Raw genomic sequence first — 16,702 nt, forward strand, 5'->3', positions numbered from 1 at the left:
TTACGCCTCCTTCTTGGTCGAAGCAACAGAACCGGTAGCGGCCACGGGCGCAGCGCCAGCCGCACCGCCCGCGGCATCAAAGCGAGCGACATCCGCGGCGCTCGCGCGACCGGTCACAATGTCAAACGCCAACTCCTCGGCCTGCGCATGCGTCTTGCCCACGGCCTCGGCCGCAGCGACAATCGCCAGCACGCGCTCGTACTCGGTCGGAATGACCTTCACAAAGTGCTTGCTCATCGAGTCGAAGCTGTAGAGCAGCTTAATGCCGCGCGGGCTCTGCGTCGCGTCCACGTGCTCTTGGATGAGCTCGCGAATCTGCGCCAGCTCGCCGGCCGTCGGGGCCTTGAGCTCAACGCTCTCGTGGTTCACACGGGCATCGAGCGTGCCGTACTGGTCAAAGACATAGGCCACGCCGCCTGTCATGCCGGCGGCAAAATTCTGCCCGACCTCGCCCAGGATGAGCGCCAGACCGCCCGTCATATACTCGCAGCCATGGTTGCCGCAGCCTTCGACCACCACGGTGGCACCGGAGTTGCGCACGGCAAAACGCTGGCCGGCAAGACCGTTAATGAAGCCACGGCCGCTCGTGGCGCCAAAGAACGCAACGTTGCCCACGATGATGTTCTCGTCGAACTTGTAGGTCGCATGCGGGTTGGGGCGCACCGACACCTCGCCGCCCGAAAGGCCCTTGCCAAAGTAGTCGTTGGCGTCGCCGCACACGTTGAGCGTAATGCCGCGCGGCAGGAAGGCGCCAAAGCTCTGACCGGCCGAGCCATCGCAATCGATGGTGATGGAGCCGGCGGGCAGACCCTCGGGATGCGCCTTAGTCACCGCGTTGCCCAAGATGGTGCCGACGCAGCGGTTGACGTTGGCGATATCGGCGCGGAAGCGAATCGGACGCAGGTGCGCACGGGCATCGGCCGTATAGGGCACAAACAACGTGGAGTCGAGCGTCTTGTCGAGCTCGCTGTCCGCGGCCATCTGCGGCAGGAAGTGGCGACCGTCGGCGCCCGGAATATGCGCACCGAACTCGCAGGTCGCGCTCGCCAGCACGGGCGACAGATCGAGCAGGTTTGCTTTGCGGTTGCCCGGGACCTCGATCTGGCGTAAGCACTCGGGATGACCGACCATCTCGTCGACGGTGCGGAAGCCCAGGCTCGCCATGACCTCGCGCAGCTGCTCGGCAACAAAGAGCATAAAGTGCTCAACGTGCTCGGGCTTGCCGCGGAAGCCGCGACGCAGGCGGCAGTTTTGCGTAGCGATGCCGGCCGGGCAGGTGTCCTGCTGGCAGTCGCGCTGCATGAGGCAACCCATGGAGATGAGCGGCATGGTCGCAAAGCCAAACTCCTCGGCACCCAGCAGACAGGCGACGGCGACGTCGGTGCCGTCCATGAGCTTGCCGTCGGCTTCGAGCACCACGCGCGAGCGCAGGCCGTTTTGCAGCAGCGTCTGCTGAGCCTCGGCGAGGCCAAGCTCCAACGGCAGACCCGCATGCCAGATAGAGTCGCGCGCAGCGGCACCCGAGCCGCCATTGTGGCCGCTGATCAAGATCTTGTCGGCAGCACCCTTGGCCACACCGGTGGCGATGGTGCCGACGCCAGCCTCGCTGACCAGCTTGACCGACACGCGCGCGCCGGGGTTGGCGTTCTTAAGGTCAAAGATCAGCTCTGCCAGGTCCTCGATAGAGTAGATGTCGTGGTGCGGCGGAGGCGAGATCAGGCCGATGCCGGGCGTAGACTGACGGACCTCGGCGATCCAGGGGTAGACCTTCTTGCCGGGCAGGTGGCCACCCTCGCCGGGCTTGGCGCCCTGGGCCATCTTGATCTGAATCTCGAAGGCGCTGCACAGATAGCGGCTCGTCACGCCAAAGCGCGCACTTGCTACCTGCTTGATGGCGGAGTTCTTGGAGTCTCCGTTAGCCAGCGGGGTCTCGCGACGCGGATCCTCGCCGCCCTCGCCGGAGTTGGAACGGCCGTGCAGGCGGTTCATGGCGATGGCCATGCACTCGTGTGCCTCTTTGCTGATGGAGCCATATGACATGGCGCCGGTGTTAAAGCGGCGGACGATGTTGAGTGCGGACTCGACCTCGTCGAGTGCCACCGGAGTGCGGCCGCTGGCATCAAAGTCCAGCAGGTCGCGCAGGCGCACGGCACGGCCGGTGCGGTGCAGGCGGGCGCTGTACTCCTTAAAGGTGTCGTAGCTGTCCTCACGGCAGGCGGTCTGCAGCAGGTAGACAGTTTGCGGATCGATGAGGTGATCCTCGCCGCCGAGCGGGCGCCACTTGGTCAGACCCAGCGTGGGCAGCTGATCGGGAGCCGGGCTCTTAAGAATAGCGAGCGCGGCGTCGTAGCGCTCGTTTTGCTCGCGCTCAACGTCCTCGACACCCATACCGCCCACACGGCTCACCGTGCCGGCGAAGTACGCGTTGACGAACTCCGGCGTAAAGCCCACGGCCTCGAAGATCTGCGCCGAATGGTAGCTCTGCACCGTGGAGATGCCCATCTTGGACATGATGGAGACGATACCGGCGGTCGCAGCCTTGTTGTAGTTGGCGATGCCCTGCTCGGCCGTCACGTCCAGGTCGCCGCGTGCCGCCAGATCGCGGATGCACGCATGTGCGTTGTACGGATAGATGCCGCTCGCGGAGTAGCCCACCAGTGCCGCAAAGTCGTGCGGGGACACGGCGTCGCCGCACTCCACCACGATGTCGGCAAAGGTACGCACGCCGGCGCGGATCAAGTGGTTGTGCACGCAGCCCACGGCGAGCAGCGACGGCACGGGCACCTCGCCCGCAGCGGCACGATCGCTCAACACCACGATGTTCACGCCGTCGCGGACCGCAGCCTCAACGTCCTCTGCAAGCTGCTTGAGCGCAGCCTGCAGTGCGCCCTCGCCGGCATCACGGCGGTACACGGCACGGAAACGGCGGGTCTTAAAGCCCACGCGGTCGATGGCGCAGATACGCTCGAACTCCTCCTCGTTGAGCAACGGGCGCTCCAAGCGAACCAGCTGGCAGGCCGTACGGGAGTCCTCGAGCAGGTTGCCATGGTTGCCCAGGTAGAGCGTGGTCGAGGTGACCATATGCTCGCGAAGAGCGTCGATGGGCGGATTCGTGACCTGAGCGAACAGCTGATAGAAGTAGTCGAAGAACGAGCGCGTCTTCTTGGACAGGCAGGCCAGCGGCGCATCGATACCCATCGAGGCGAGCGGCGCCTTGCCCTGCTGGGCCATGGGACGCACGACTTCGTCAACATCATCCCAGTGATACCCGAGCTTAGCCATACGCACGGCGGCGGGCACCTCGGCGTCCTCGGCCGGCGTCGCCGCGGCAGGCCTATCGAGCGCGTCGACGGTCAGCGTCTCCTCGGCAATCCAATCACGGTAGGGCTTTTCCTTGGCGTAACGGGCGCGCAGCTCTTCGTTGTAGATGACACGCCCGCGGGCAAAGTCGACCTCGAGCATCTGACCCGGTCCCAGACAGCCGCTCGTCAGGATGTTCTCGGGGCTCACCTCGATGGTGCCCACCTCGCTTGCCAGCATAAAGCGACCGTCGCGCGTCACATAGTAGCGGGCGGGACGCAGGCCGTTACGGTCGAGGGCGGCGCCCAGGGTGCGCCCGTCGGTAAAGGCGATGGCCGCCGGTCCATCCCACGGCTCCATGAGCATGGACTGGTAGGCGTCGTAGGCGCGGCGCTCCTCGCTCAGGCTGTCGTTGTGGTCCCACGGCTCGGGCAGCAACATGGACGCGGCACGCGTAAGCGGGCGACCGTTCATGACCAAAAACTCGAGCACGTTGTCCAGAATCGCGGAATCGGAGCCCTCGCGGTTGATGATGGGCATCACGCGCTCAAGATCGTGCTGCAGCACGGGGCTGTACAGGTTGGGTTCGCGGGCGCGAATCCAGTTGACGTTGCCCTTGAGGGTGTTGATCTCGCCGTTGTGGATGATAAAGCGGTTGGGGTGCGCGCGCTCCCAGCTGGGCGTGGTGTTGGTGGAGTAGCGCGAGTGGACGAGCGCCACGGCCGTCTTGACGGCGGCGTCGTTGAGATCGATGAAGAAGCGGCGCATCTGCGTGGCGACCAGCATGCCCTTGTACACGATAGTGCGCGAGCTCATGGAGCACACGTAGAAGATCTTGTCGCGCAGGGCAAACTCGGCGTCGGCCTTCTTTTCGATGGTGCGGCGGCACACGTACAGGCGACGCTCAAAGGCATCGCCGGCGGGTGTGTCGTCCGGACGGCCCAGGAAGGCCTGCAGGATAGTAGGCATACAGGCGCGGGCCGTCTCGCCCAGGTCGTGCGGGTCGACCGGAACCTCGCGCCAAAAGAGCAGCGGCACGCCGGCCTCGGCGCAGCCCTCCTCAAACACGCGACGGGCGTCCTCTACGCCCTTGTCGTCCTGCGGGAAGAACAGCATGGCCACGCCATAGTCGCCCTCTGCCGGCAGAATCTGGCCGCACTTTTGAGCCTCTTTACGGAAAAAGTGATGCGGAACCTGGAACAGGATGCCGGCGCCGTCGCCGGTGTTCTTCTCGAGTCCCGTGCCGCCGCGGTGCTCCAAGTTGACCAGAATGGACAGTGCATCGTCCAGAATCTGGTGATGGCGCTCACCGTTGATATCGGCAAGCGCGCCGATGCCACATGCATCGTGGTCGAATTCGGGGCGATAAAGGCCCTGCTGCTGAGCGGAATCTGCCTGCATCGCGATCCTCCCCTAGATATTAGACAGTCAGTTGAGTAGGCATACTAGGAGCATCGCCGGCCCGTTGTGTTTCCCACCCGTTTCGAAACAATCGCGTAACGCACGCCCTACGAGTGGGTGCCGCCGACCTCAAGGGCGACAACAAGGACCCCAGGTTCGGCCTGCAAGCTCACCGCTTCAAACATCTCAATCTGTAACAGGAAGACCCAATTTTGGCGCCTAGATGTTACAGATTGAGATTTTCTGCAGGACGGTTTTGGTTTGTCTCGATCTGTAACACGACGGGCCGGTTTTGGCGGTTAGCTGTTACAGATTGAGATTTTCCATAGGACCATTTCTTCCTGTCTCGATCTGTAACACCTAGACCCAATTTCCATCCCTAGTTGTTACAGATCAAGACATTTCGGCAATCCCCTTTCACCATCCTATTCAAATACAACAATCTTGTTAGTCTTGGTTAACTTTTTAGCCTAAAACGGGTATCCTTTGCGGCGTCAAGCAAACGGCACGCAGGAGCGCACCATGATCAACCATCTCAAACATCATTTTGGCTCCCGACGCACCGGTGGTCACGGAGGCCTAGATATTGCGCGGCACATCGGCCCCGGGCTGCTCGTGACCGTCGGCTTTATCGACCCGGGCAACTGGGCCTCCAATATGGCCGCGGGCTCGCAGTTTGGCTACGCGCTGCTGTGGATCGTCACGCTGTCCACGATCATGCTCATTGTGCTGCAGCACAACGCGGCACACCTGGGTATCGCCACGGGCGCCTGTCTTGCCGAGGCCACGACACGTTACCTCCCCCGCTTCGTTGGACGCACGGTACTCGTCAGCGCCTATCTCGCGACCATCGCCACCGCCATGGCCGAAGTCCTGGGTGGCGCAATTGCCCTTCAAATGCTCTTTGGGCTGCCCGTGCGCGCGGGCTGTGTCATCGTGGCGGCAGCATCGATGGCGATGCTCATGACGAGTTCCTACAAGCGCGCCGAGCGATGGATCATCGCCTTCGTAGGCGTGGTAGGGCTCTCGTTTTTGGCCGAGCTTGCGCTGGTCAAGGTCGACTGGCCGCAGGCCGCCACAAGCTGGATTACACCCAGTATGCCCACCAGCTCTGCCACGATTATCGTGAGTGTCCTGGGTGCGGTCGTTATGCCCCACAACCTCTTCCTGCACTCCGAGGTCATCCAATCCATGCACTTCGAAGGCCAAGGCGAGCAAGTTATCGAAGAACGCCTGCGCTATGAGCTCTTCGACACGCTCTTTTCGATGGGTGTGGGCTGGGCAATCAACTCGGCCATGGTCATCCTGGCCGCAACGACCTTCTTTGCGCACGGCATTGTCGTAGACGACCTCGCTGTCGCAGCGGCCACGCTCTCCCCCATTCTGGGCCCGGCAAGCTCGACCATCTTTGCCGTGGCGCTGCTGTTTGCGGGCCTCTCGAGTAGTGTGACGGCGGGCATGGCGGCGGGCACCATCACCGCGGGCGTGTTCGACGAGGAATACGACATCCAAGACCGACATTCCTCGATCGGGGTGGCGGCCTGTTTCGTCGGCGCAGTGGCGGCGTGCCTGGTCGTCCCAAATCCTTTTGAGGGTCTCATCTGGAGTCAGGCGCTGCTGTCGCTTCAGCTGCCGATTACGGTCTTTGTGCTCATACGGCTCACCAGCTCACGCCGCGTCATGGGCAAATACGCCAACTCGCGCCCACTTAACGCGTTGCTCGTAGGGATCGGTGCTGTCGTAACGGCGCTCGATGCCGTGCTGTTGACCGGGATGTAATGGGACGGGGTACCTACTCAGGCAAACGTCTCGATTTGTAACATCTAGACCCGCTTTTGATGTCTAGATGTTACAAATCGAGATCATTCCGAGGGACAGCTCCGTTTGTCTCAACCTGTAACACGTAGACCCTTTTTGAGCCGCCACATGTTACAGATTGAGACAAACAGTCGGCCGGACTCACAACAGGCAGGATCTGCTAATAGCAGCCGTGATACCTTGGGGACGGAAGAAAAGGGCCCCGGCCGGGGTGACCGACCGGGGCCCTTGGACAGAGCTATGTTCGGCTTTCGCCGTGTGCCTGCGAGTTACTCCTCGACGAGCTCAAACTGATCGGGACCGACGCCGCACACCGGGCACACGTAGTCCTCGGGCAGCTCGGGCGTATCGACCTCAACCTCGTAACCGCAAACGACGCACACGAACTTATACGTCTTCTTCTCCTCAGCCATGATGTTCTCCTCTCGAACGCGACTGGTGATGTACTTCGCTTATTAGTATATGTTCTCAATAAAATAATGCAAGTGTTTTTACAACAATTCTAGCCTTGATAGGACGAGGCCTTCGGAGGCGTCTTGCCCTTCAGAACCTTGTGATAGTAGTCGTACGTCAGCGGCGTCTCGTCGCTCAGGCGCTCGGCATCCTCGACCTCGCCGATAAACAGCAGATGCGTACCCACATCCACAGTGTCGATCAAACGGCAGCTAAACAGGGCCGCCGCGTGCTCGGGCACATAGGGCATGCCCAGAGCCGTCTCGCGGGTCTCGTATTTGGCAAACTTGTCATAGTCGCTGCTGGTGCGGAACCCAAAGTTACCGATGTAGAGCATGTCGGCGGTCTGATCGATCACGGTCAGCGCGAACGCTTTGGCCGATGCGATGACGCCCGAGGTAACGTTGTCCTTGTTCACGGCAACCGAAATGCGCGGCGGCATGGACGTCACCTGCACCGCCGTGTTGATGACGCAGCCGGCGCGCAGCCCGTCTGCCGCGGCGCTCACCACGTACAGACCGCTCGGCATGGTAAAGAATGCAGTTTTGTCCATAACAATCACTCCCCTAACCCGGGTTGGAACCTCATGGATGTATGTACCCACAAAAAAGGCGGCGCCCATAACGGACGCCGCCCCATACACATATGTGCCAAGATTGCAGGTCAGCCAAGTCCCTCCACCAAATTGCGGTGAAATAGTTCCTGCTTGTCGGCTATTTGGCCTCAAACAGGAACTATTCCACCGCAACTTATACAGAGCGCCTAGCGGTTGCGCTCCTTAAGCGCGCGGTCAATCTCGCGCTGAACGTCGCGCTTGGCCATATCCTCGCGCTTGTCGTAAAGCTTCTTACCGCGGCCCAGGCCCAGCAGCAGCTTTACGCGGCCGTCGGTATTAAAGTAGAGCTCCAGCGGCACCAGGGCATAGCCGCGATTACGCAGCTTGCCGTCGAGAAAGTCGATCTCCTTGCGGTGCAGCAGCAGACGACGGCGGCGATCAGGGTCGCGGTTCCACACACCACCATGGCTATAAGGGTGAATATGCAGGCCCACGAGCCAGCACTCGCCGCCACGAATCAGTGCAAAGGTGTCGGTGATCTGGCACGCGCGCTCGCGAATCGACTTGACCTCGGTGCCACTCAGCTCAATGCCGCACTCAAAGGTCTCATCGATAAAGTACTCGTGGTGTGCCGAGCGATTCTTGGAGATAAGCTTGCGCTCGCGCTTACTGGGCATCGCCGGCCTCCTTGGCTCCATCGGCGTTTGAGCCCGCAGCGTCGCGCTTTGCCTTGCGCTCAGCATTGAGCTCGGCGTCGCTCTCGCGCACCAGTTTGATAATCGCCGCGCAGGCCTCCTCGCCCACCAAGTCGCGAGCACGCACTGTCAGGCGCGTCGCCTCCTGCTTGTCGCCGTCGCTTGCAGCATCGGTCGCGCACATAATCAGGCAGATGGCAATCTCGGCCGAAGGCGAGGTCGGCACGCCCTGCAGGGCCAATTCACCCATCACGTGGTCGTCGCTCTCATCGGCGGCATCGGGATAGGCAGTATGAATCTTGTTGAGCAGGCGCGTCGTATGTGCATCGCCAGGGGCCAAGCGCAGTGCCAGACGCGCGCAACCCACGGCCGCCGAGACGTTCTCGATCTCGGGCTCAAGGAAATACTGGCCCAAGTTGGCGTAGGCGCGGGCGGCGCACTTGCCGTCGCTCGCACGCTCTAGTACCGAAAACGAAAGCGAAGCCCACTCCTGCTTATCCTCGAGTGCGCGGAACAGCTCGGCCAAGTCCAAGCGATAGTTGCAGTTCATGGGGTCCCAACGCACAGCCTGCATCAGGGCATTACGAGCGCTCACATAATCCTGCTGGCGAATGTAGGCAAACGCCATGTCAGAGTACAGGCGGTCAAACGGCACCTCGACCTGCACGAGCTCGCGCGGATCCTTCTCCACGCGACGATAGGCCAAGCGCTCAAACTTGCTATCGAAGCTAAAGTATTGGCGCTTCTCCTCCGTCTTGCACTCGGCGTCGATATACTCCTCGGCGAGCTCCACCAGGCGCTCCAACAGCGGCGTCGCCGTAGCCAGGTCGCCCTGCGCCAGATAGTTCTCGGCATACGTGATGTCTTGCAAGCTGATGGGCAGATCCATGGCTACTCCTCGATCTGAGCGAAACACGGCAGACGCCGTATATACGGTCGATACACAAAACCCGGGTCTCTTGCGAGGCCCGGGCAATCATTTGTGGGTAGCCCGTACCAGATTCGAACTGGTGATCTCCGCCTTGAGAGGGCGGCGTCCTAAACCGCTAGACGAACGGGCCATATGTAGCAAATGCAATGGCTGGGATGGAGGGAGTCGAACCCCCATTGACGGAACCAGAATCCGCTGTCCTGCCATTAGACGACATCCCAATGACTGCATCGCTGCGCTCGGCTGTGCCTTTGCGCAAGAAAGAAATATACGGGAAGTCACGCCATGACGCAAGCCCCAATTTTGACTTTTTTGAAATTCGGTCAAATTGGCCTAATTTCGTCCAACCCGTGAAGGACCTGTGAAGCCGACCGCTGTACACGAAGGGCAAAACGCCGCGAGCGGTAGCCGTCAACCGTTGGCAGATTCTACTGCGAAAACGATAGCACCAGGCAACACAATCGAAGTATCAATGATCGCGTAGATATCGAGGCGCCATGGACGAAGAGCTTGATTACCTATGGGAGACCCTGGGCCTCGAGATCACTGCCGACCTTTGGCCCGAACGGGACAAAATCCATCCCACGCTGCGCCCCGCCATCACGGTGATGCAGGCAAATTACCGCCACGCCTCATTTTTGATCATGCGGACGTCATGGCATGCGGCGCTCCCCGACCTCAAGCGCATCCAGGCAAGCCTCGTCGAGCTGTCCGGCATGCCGACCGTCATATCCGAGACGAACCTGGAGCGGCGGCAGCGCGAGCGCCTGCAGCGGCAGCGGATTCCGTTTATCTGCCCCGGCATTCAGGCATACCTGCCCTTTATGGACGAAGAGTACTGGAGCGACACGCCCGACAAGCACACAAAGATCTACGACCCACACGAATGGGCGCAGCTGGAGGACTGACTGGGGCAGGCCCGCACTCGAAACGGGACGCACTTTCCGAAGCCGCTACAGCAACGCCTCGGTCCAAGCTGCTTCCTTAAAGCCAGGAATCACAAAGTCATCGCCCACCAGCAGCGGGCGCTTAACCAGCATGCCGTCAGTCGCCAGCAGCTCATAGCATTCCTGGTCCGTCATGCCCGCATCCAGGCGCGCTTTCAGACCAAGCTCTCGATATTTCATGCCCGACGAGTTAAAGAAGCGTCGCACCGGCAGTCCCGAACGAGCAATCCAGGTCGCAAGTTCCTCAGCCGAAGGATTGTCTGTAACAATATCGCGATCGACGTACTCAACCCCATGCTCGTCCAACCAGGCCTTGGCCTTTTTGCACGTCGAGCATTTGGGATATTCAACAAACAGTACAGTCATGGGGATTCCCTTCTTAGAAAAGACAAGTGTCTGGCAAACAGCGCATCGATGGCCATCTGCGACCGATGCCGATATTGTAGCCAGCGCCGACATACAGGCGGTCGCGGTTTTCCATCTTGAGGTTAACGTCTCGCATGGGCGCCAATGGGGCGCGTCACGTGGTGCACCCATGCGGAGACCAGCAATACCAACAGCATGGCGGTGACATAGCCCGCGGCATCGAAGCACAGGTCGATCATGTCGAAATGACGACCAGGAACAAAGATCTTGTGCACTTGGTCACCGACGGAGCATACGGCACAAAAGGCCAGGACGGGCACACACCGCAATCGGGTGATCGGCACGCGCTTATCCAAGCACACCGCCACCAACGAAGCAAACAGTCCTACGAAGAAGAACTCAACGGTATGTGCGACGCGACGAATGTTGGCACCCATCCACAGACGAACGGGCGCAAGCGGGTCGGGATGAATGGTGGCAGTCGTTGAATCCGCGCCCTCGACGGCATCCCCCGCCTGGGACTCCTGCGCGGCGTCGGGCCGCACGTCCGCAGCCCGTCCTTCCACCGCACGCGCGGTGGACTCGCTGAGCGACGACGTCTGCTCCACGTTTTGCTCCGTCAGCATCCAAATACTTGCCAGCGTCACGACCAGCAGGACAACCGAAATCCATCCGACTATGTGCTTCACACGCGCCAAGGGCTAACCTCCGTCATTTTTTGAGCAGCAGCGAGTGTACCCCCAAATGCAGTTGTCGCCGTAGCGAAATCCAAAATGTTCGAATCGGGGCGCCAAAGGACCGTGGCGCCCCTACTCCATCTCGCGCATCCAGCGATCGAACGTTCCCACGCACACGCCTAGCTGCTTTGCCGCCTGACTCCGCGTGATATCACCCGCCTCGTAGGTATCGCGCACCAGCTCGAATTGCGGGGGACAGGGCTTGCGGGGCCGGCCAAAACGCACGCCGCGCGCTCGCGCCGCCGCAATGCCCTCGGCTTGGCGCCGGTGAATGTTCTCGCGCTCCACCTGCGCCACATAGCTCAGCAGCTGCAAAACAATATCGGCAATCAACGCACTCGTCACGTCCGACCCGCCACAGTCTCTGGCGCGCGTGTCGAGCAATGGCATGTCCAGCACCACGATGGCGGCGCCGAGCTCTTTGGTTATGCACCGCCATTCCTCGAGGATCTCACTGTAGTTACGGCCCAGCCGATCAATGGAAAGTACCACCAGCACATCACCGGAATCCAACGCGCACAGCAGCTCGCGATACCGCGGCCGATCGAAGTCTTTGCCGCTCGCACGATCGGCAAAGATATTCGCCGGTTCCACGCCATAGGCGCCCAGCGCATCCAGCTGCCGATTCAGATTTTGATCACGCGAGCTCACCCGCGCATACCCGTACACCGTTGTCATCTCATCCCCGCTCTCTCGAAAACCTCCCAAAAAGGAACAGGTTTATTTTGGTAGGTTTTATCTCCCCTATAGCAGGCGGAAGACGCAAGCGCGCGAGCGGCAAGGCGATTGATGCGCCACAAAAAAGGCGGCCCCAAAAGACCGCCCCGTTCTCTATCAATCACCAAATTCCGGCTAATGAATAAGCCTGAAATCCAAGTGCCCGCGCGTGGTGTTGACGCGCGAGACCTCGATGATCACACGCTGCCCCAGCTCATAGCGAGTCCCCGTGTCGGCGCCCGTGAGCGTGAGCGCGTCCTCATCAAACTCGAACCACTCGTTGCCCAGACTCTTGATCGAAACCAAACCCTCAACCTGTGTCAGATCCAGGCGCACAAAGAGGCCCATGCTGCTGACCCACGAGATCGTTCCGGCGTAGCGCTCGCCCAGGCGGTCCTCGTAGTACTGGGCGATCTTGATCTTTTGCGTCGCATGGCTGGCGGCGTCGGCCGCACGCTCGGCATCGCTGCACGCGCGGCAGATTTGCGGCAGGATGCGCGGCAGGGACTCGCGACCCTTACCGATCAGCCGCGGCGTACGTACCAAGGCGTCCTTGCCGCCGAGCTGCTCATAGGCCAACTGCAGCTTGAGTACGCGGTGCACCACCAGGTCGGGATAGCGACGGATGGGACTCGTAAAGTGACAGTAGCACGGCGCGGCAAGTGCAAAGTGGCCCTCGTTGCGCGGCTTGTACAGTGCGCGCTGCATGCTGCGCAGCAGCAACGTGTTGACGAGCGGCGCGTTGGCCGTACCGGCTGCGGCATCAACCGCCGCCTGCAGCTCGTCGGGGCTTCCCAGAGCAATGCCTGCCGCGCGACGGTCATCGATGATGCCCAGCTGTGCCAGCGCCACGGCGGCGCCGTGCAGGCTGTCGGGACTGGGATCGTCGTGCACGCGATAGCAGGCCTCGATATCGCGGTCGGCCAGCCACTCCGCCACGCACTCGTTGGCCAGCAGCATGGCTTCCTCAATCAGCGACGTGGCACACGAGCGCTCGCGTGCCACGATCCGCACGGGCACGCCGTTCTCGTCCAGCAGTGCACGGATCTCGGCCGTATCAAAGTCGACCGAACCGCGTGCGCGACGAATACGACGGCGAAGCTCGGCGAGCTCGTTGGCAGCTACGAGGAAATCCCCCAAGTCGACGTTATAGCCGCGAGCGGTTTCCTCGCACGCAAGCCCGCGCTCAAGCGCTTCCTCGCGCGAGGCTTCAACCGCGGCAACATCCTCGGCGGCACCCTCCAGCACCGAATACTCCACCGCACCGGCACGTACCAGCAGCGCCTCGGCGCCGTCGTAGTCCATGCGCACGCGCGAGCGGATCACGCTGGGATAGGGATCGTAATGGCGCACGCGACCCTGCGCGTCGAGCTCAATGTCGACGGTAAACGCCAGGCGGTCCTCGTCGGGACGCAGCGAGCACAAATCGTTCGACAGGCGCTCGGGCAACATGGGCAGCACGCGATCGGCAAGATACACCGACGTCGTGCGATGGCGGGCTTCCAGATCGATATGTCCGTCCCAGGCAACATAGTGCGAAACGTCGGCAATATGGACACCCAGCTTGTAGCCACCCTCGGGCGTGCGCTCCAGCGAGATGGCATCGTCAAAGTCGCGCGCGTCGACCGGGTCAACCGTAATGACAAAGCGGTCGCGCAGGTCTCGGCGGAGCGGGTCCTTGAGTGCCGAGGCCACATCGAGCGAAAGTGCCTCGGCCTCGGTTAGCGCGGCCTCGGGATACGTATCGGTATAGCCATAGCGCGCCATCACATACTGAACGCCCAAATCGGGCGCATCATCGCCGCCAATACGGCGCTCAATCGTCACGGTGCCCGATTCCAGGCGCGTCGGATATGTCAGAATGCGCGCGACGACCGCATCACCCGGATGAACGCCCAAGCGCTCCGCCGAGGTGTCCTCCGGCAGAATAAAGAAATCGGCCTTAAGTCGAGAATCAAGCGGCTCGATCACCCCGAGCGGGCCGGCGGTCTGGTACGTGCCCACCACACTAATGGCCGCACGCTCGACGACGCCCTCGATTACGGCGCGTCGCTCGCCATGCGGGCTGTTCTTAATGCTCACGGCAACGGTATCGCCGTCCATAATCTCGCGCTTGCCGCGGCCCATGACCTTGTAGTCGCCGTTTTCGGTTACAACGTAGGCGCTATGCTCATGGAGCTGCACGCGTCCGGTCAGACTCGGGCGACGCTCGCTGCGCACCGGCCCGCGCTTATTGCGTGCTCCACGCTTATGCTTGTTATTGCGCCCCATGGCGCCTCCTTACTATCGATGGCCGTTTACACCCCAAGAGTCTACCCAAATGATCCCTAGGGGACGGCAGGATTGCGGATCGCATAGATAGACCAGCGCCACGATGATCCGTATTCCACCGTCCCCTAGGGATCAAAAAACGGGCCGCCCCAAAAGAGACGACCCGTTGAAGGAACGAATTCCAAGCACGCTTACACGCGCAGATAGCGGCGCATGGCGATGGCGGAACCAAAGAGACCGATAATGACGCCGACCAAAATCAGCGCGGCGTAGGTCACCAGGTAGTACTGCATCGGCAGCGCAAACGACATCCAGCCGATGCTCTCCTGCAGACGCGGAACCATCAGGTTACGCAGCAGCTCCAGCACGCCGATGGAAAGCAGCGAGCCCAAAATGGCCTGCAGCACGCCTTCGGTAATGAACGGCCCGCGAATGAAGCCGTTGCTTGCGCCCACCAGGCGCATGATCGCGATCTCACGACGACGCGCCGTAATGGACAGGCGAATCGTGTTGTTAATGAAAATGAACGCGATAAAGGTCAGCAGGCCGACGAGCACCACAGCGGCGATACGGATGTAGTTCGTCACCTGGAACAGGCGGCTCACTTCCTCCTGGCCGTACAGAACGCTCGCGTTGACGTCGCCGTCGTCCGCAATCTTCTGAAAATCGGCGTTCTTCTTGAGCTTCTGGGCCGTGCTCTCGACCTTGGACGGATCGTCCATCTCGATGGCATAAGAAGCCGGCAGCGGGTTCTGACCGTCGAGCGCGCTCATGGTAGCGTCGGCGTTACCCGACATCTTGCTCGTGTACTCGGCCAGCGCGTCGTCCTTGTCCTTGTACGTCACGGACTTGACGTTGCTCCACGTCTTGAGCTCGGCCTCAAAGGCCTGAACATCTGCCTGGTCGGCGTCATCGCTAATAAAGGCGTTGATGACGACCTGATCCTCGACGGTGCCGATCACGGAGTTCAGCATCGCGGAACCCATAATGAACAGGCCGATGATAAACAGCGAAAGGAAAATCGTGATGACGGCGCCGAGCGAGGTGGTCCAGTTACGGAAGAAGTGGCTGATTGCCTCTTTGAGCGAGTAGCCCACGTTAGTTGGTGCCATAGTTGCCGTAACCTCCCCTCTCCTGGTCGCGGATTACGTGGCCGCCCTCGAGGGCGATCACGCGACGGTGCATGCTATCGACCATCTCGCGGTCGTGCGTAGCGACGATCACGGTGGTACCGGTGCGGTTAATGCGCTCGAGCAACTTCATGATGCCCAGCGAAATCGCCGGGTCGAGGTTGCCCGTGGGCTCGTCGCAAATCAGCAGCGGTGGGCGGTTGACCATAGCGCGGGCAACGGCCACGCGCTGCTGCTCGCCACCGGAAAGCTGATCGGGCAGCGAGTCCATCTGATCGGCCAGACCGACCAGACGCAGCACCTCGGGCACCTGGCTGCGAATGACACCCTTGGGCTTGCCGATGCACTGCAGGGCAAACGCCACGTTTTCGTAAGCGGTCTTTTGCGGCAGGAGCTTAAAGTCCTGGAACACGGCGCCAATCTGACGACGCAGGAACGGAACCTTGCGGTTCTTGATCTTCATGAGATCCTGGCCGGCGACCAAAATGCGACCGCTTGTGGGCTTGACGTCGCGGTTGAGCGTCGACAGCAGCGTGGTCTTACCCGAGCCGGAGTGACCGACCAAAAAGACGAACTCGCCCGGATAGATCTCGATGTTGATGTCGTCGAGTGCGGGCTTGTTGGGCTGCGCCGGATAGATCTTGGTGACGTGCTCCATAAGGATGACGGGCTCGACACCGGCCTGCTTGGCCATCTTTTTACGGCTGGCCTGCGGGTCGATGGGCGCAAACACCGACGTGAAATCGGGGTTGTTGAGCGCGTTGTCGAGGCTTGCGACCTCGGCGGCCTGATCGCGCTCGACCACGGGAGCCGCAGGCTGCGTGGGGTCGGGAATGCCGGCAAAAAGACCGGACTGCGCGGGCTGCGGCGCGGGAGCCGCAGGGGCCATGGGATCGGGGATGCCGGCCATGGTCGGCTGCGGCGTGGCGGCGCTCATCTGAGGCTGAGCCACACGGGCGGTCACCGTCTGAACGGGCTCAAAGCCAGCCGTGCCGGAAAGCGCAACATCGTTGTTGGGGTTGTAGGCAAAGGGATCTGCCGCCGGCTGTGCCTGATCTGCCGGCTGTGCGGGGATCGGGCTAAACAGCTGATCCTCTGAATCCGGAGTGGCGAAACGACTGCCCGCGGCGCTCGGCTGCGTCTTGGGGGCTTCATCGCCCGCACCGGAGGTACGGAAGTGGTTACCCACTGGTGCTCCTTATCGTCGTGCGTTTAAACTACATGAGCGCTTTGTATTTTAGCAGGATTGCCTTTGCTGCACATAAGAAGCATGGCGGGCTTTGGGTTCTGTCCGGCCGGGCACAGGGTTACCTCCCAAATCGTCCTCGCGCATGGCCGGCATTTGTCCTGCTCCTGCGGAGCTGCGGACAAACGCCGGCC

13 protein-coding genes and 2 tRNA genes are annotated in these 16,702 nt (G+C 61.3%); 2 read left to right on the top strand and 13 right to left on the bottom strand.

Annotated elements, in window-relative coordinates; all coding sequences use genetic code 11:
• Complete coding sequence (gene gltB, locus AB5Z20_RS00480; protein WP_368155811.1) at nucleotides 1-4,701, bottom strand: glutamate synthase large subunit; 4,701 nt, start codon at nucleotides 4,699-4,701, stop codon at nucleotides 1-3.
• 522 nt (nucleotides 4,702-5,223) lie between these two features.
• On the opposite strand from gltB, the gene AB5Z20_RS00485 reads away from it, so the two are divergent.
• Nucleotides 5,224-6,480, top strand: coding sequence for an Nramp family divalent metal transporter (locus AB5Z20_RS00485; protein ID WP_368155813.1), 1,257 nt, complete (start codon nucleotides 5,224-5,226; stop codon nucleotides 6,478-6,480).
• 308 nt (nucleotides 6,481-6,788) lie between these two features.
• On the opposite strand, the gene AB5Z20_RS00490 is transcribed toward AB5Z20_RS00485, so the two are convergent.
• The 6 genes from AB5Z20_RS00490 to AB5Z20_RS00515 all read right to left on the bottom strand — a co-directional run bounded on the left by AB5Z20_RS00490 (nucleotide 6,789) and on the right by AB5Z20_RS00515 (nucleotide 9,375).
• A complete protein-coding gene (locus tag AB5Z20_RS00490; protein ID WP_055251878.1) occupies nucleotides 6,789-6,932 on the bottom strand; it encodes a rubredoxin-like domain-containing protein in 144 nt (47 codons plus the stop codon).
• An 89-nt stretch (nucleotides 6,933-7,021) separates the two neighbouring features.
• Nucleotides 7,022-7,525, bottom strand: a complete 504-nt coding sequence (locus AB5Z20_RS00495) for a flavin reductase family protein (protein ID WP_117746556.1) — start codon at nucleotides 7,523-7,525, stop codon at nucleotides 7,022-7,024.
• A 209-nt stretch (nucleotides 7,526-7,734) separates the two neighbouring features.
• Nucleotides 7,735-8,205: an SsrA-binding protein SmpB gene (gene smpB, locus AB5Z20_RS00500; protein ID WP_006235325.1), complete on the bottom strand. Its 471-nt coding sequence runs from the start codon at nucleotides 8,203-8,205 to the stop codon at nucleotides 7,735-7,737.
• Nucleotides 8,195-9,112 (bottom strand): hypothetical protein, encoded by a 918-nt coding sequence (locus tag AB5Z20_RS00505; RefSeq protein WP_368155815.1) that lies wholly within the window; start codon nucleotides 9,110-9,112, stop codon nucleotides 8,195-8,197. Before AB5Z20_RS00505 ends, smpB begins: the two co-directional genes overlap by 11 nt.
• Nucleotides 9,113-9,210: 98 nt before the next feature.
• A tRNA-Glu gene (locus tag AB5Z20_RS00510) sits at nucleotides 9,211-9,284 on the bottom strand.
• Between the two features lie 17 nt (nucleotides 9,285-9,301).
• A tRNA-Gln gene (locus AB5Z20_RS00515) sits at nucleotides 9,302-9,375 on the bottom strand.
• A gap of 276 nt (nucleotides 9,376-9,651) precedes the next feature.
• On the opposite strand from AB5Z20_RS00515, the gene AB5Z20_RS00520 reads away from it, so the two are divergent.
• The gene (locus tag AB5Z20_RS00520; protein ID WP_368155817.1) at nucleotides 9,652-10,062 is read left to right on the top strand and encodes a hypothetical protein; all 411 of its coding nucleotides are present in this window, start codon (nucleotides 9,652-9,654) and stop codon (nucleotides 10,060-10,062) included.
• A 45-nt stretch (nucleotides 10,063-10,107) separates the two neighbouring features.
• On the opposite strand, the gene AB5Z20_RS00525 is transcribed toward AB5Z20_RS00520, so the two are convergent.
• The 6 genes from AB5Z20_RS00525 to ftsE form a co-directional block, all read right to left on the bottom strand.
• A complete protein-coding gene (locus AB5Z20_RS00525; protein ID WP_368155819.1) occupies nucleotides 10,108-10,638 on the bottom strand; it encodes an arsenate reductase family protein in 531 nt (176 codons plus the stop codon).
• Nucleotides 10,590-11,156 carry a VanZ family protein gene (locus AB5Z20_RS00530; RefSeq protein WP_368155880.1) on the bottom strand — a complete coding sequence of 189 codons (567 nt, stop codon included), beginning with the start codon at nucleotides 11,154-11,156 and terminating at the stop codon, nucleotides 10,590-10,592. The genes AB5Z20_RS00525 and AB5Z20_RS00530 overlap by 49 nt, the downstream gene beginning before the upstream one ends.
• 120 nt (nucleotides 11,157-11,276) lie before the next feature.
• Complete coding sequence (locus AB5Z20_RS00535; RefSeq protein ID WP_368155820.1) at nucleotides 11,277-11,882, bottom strand: recombinase family protein; 606 nt, start codon at nucleotides 11,880-11,882, stop codon at nucleotides 11,277-11,279.
• 174 nt (nucleotides 11,883-12,056) lie between these two features.
• The gene (locus AB5Z20_RS00540; RefSeq protein ID WP_349089765.1) at nucleotides 12,057-14,192 is read right to left on the bottom strand and encodes a ribonuclease R family protein; all 2,136 of its coding nucleotides are present in this window, start codon (nucleotides 14,190-14,192) and stop codon (nucleotides 12,057-12,059) included.
• A 191-nt stretch (nucleotides 14,193-14,383) separates the two neighbouring features.
• Nucleotides 14,384-15,304: a permease-like cell division protein FtsX gene (ftsX, locus tag AB5Z20_RS00545; RefSeq protein ID WP_368155822.1), complete on the bottom strand. Its 921-nt coding sequence runs from the start codon at nucleotides 15,302-15,304 to the stop codon at nucleotides 14,384-14,386.
• Nucleotides 15,291-16,511, bottom strand: a complete 1,221-nt coding sequence (gene ftsE, locus AB5Z20_RS00550; RefSeq protein WP_368155824.1) for a cell division ATP-binding protein FtsE — start codon at nucleotides 16,509-16,511, stop codon at nucleotides 15,291-15,293. Before ftsE ends, ftsX begins: the two co-directional genes overlap by 14 nt.
• Nucleotides 16,512-16,702: the final 191 nt, after the last annotated feature.

This window comes from Collinsella aerofaciens (assembly GCF_040910245.1).
Lineage (GTDB): Bacteria > Actinomycetota > Coriobacteriia > Coriobacteriales > Coriobacteriaceae > Collinsella.

What these genes read in the sequence shown, in the direction of transcription:
- gltB (WP_368155811.1), bottom strand. Translation starts at nt 4,701, where the DNA reads ATGCAGGCAGATTCCGCTCAGCAGCAGGGCCTTTATCGCCCCGAATTC.
- AB5Z20_RS00485 (WP_368155813.1), top strand. Translation starts at nt 5,224, where the DNA reads ATGATCAACCATCTCAAACATCATTTTGGCTCCCGACGCACCGGTGGT.
- AB5Z20_RS00490 (WP_055251878.1), bottom strand. Translation starts at nt 6,932, where the DNA reads ATGGCTGAGGAGAAGAAGACGTATAAGTTCGTGTGCGTCGTTTGCGGT.
- AB5Z20_RS00495 (WP_117746556.1), bottom strand. Translation starts at nt 7,525, where the DNA reads ATGGACAAAACTGCATTCTTTACCATGCCGAGCGGTCTGTACGTGGTG.
- smpB (WP_006235325.1), bottom strand. Translation starts at nt 8,205, where the DNA reads ATGCCCAGTAAGCGCGAGCGCAAGCTTATCTCCAAGAATCGCTCGGCA.
- AB5Z20_RS00505 (WP_368155815.1), bottom strand. Translation starts at nt 9,112, where the DNA reads ATGGATCTGCCCATCAGCTTGCAAGACATCACGTATGCCGAGAACTAT.
- AB5Z20_RS00520 (WP_368155817.1), top strand. Translation starts at nt 9,652, where the DNA reads ATGGACGAAGAGCTTGATTACCTATGGGAGACCCTGGGCCTCGAGATC.
- AB5Z20_RS00525 (WP_368155819.1), bottom strand. Translation starts at nt 10,638, where the DNA reads ATGGGTGCACCACGTGACGCGCCCCATTGGCGCCCATGCGAGACGTTA.
- AB5Z20_RS00535 (WP_368155820.1), bottom strand. Translation starts at nt 11,882, where the DNA reads ATGACAACGGTGTACGGGTATGCGCGGGTGAGCTCGCGTGATCAAAAT.
- AB5Z20_RS00540 (WP_349089765.1), bottom strand. Translation starts at nt 14,192, where the DNA reads ATGGGGCGCAATAACAAGCATAAGCGTGGAGCACGCAATAAGCGCGGG.
- ftsX (WP_368155822.1), bottom strand. Translation starts at nt 15,304, where the DNA reads ATGGCACCAACTAACGTGGGCTACTCGCTCAAAGAGGCAATCAGCCAC.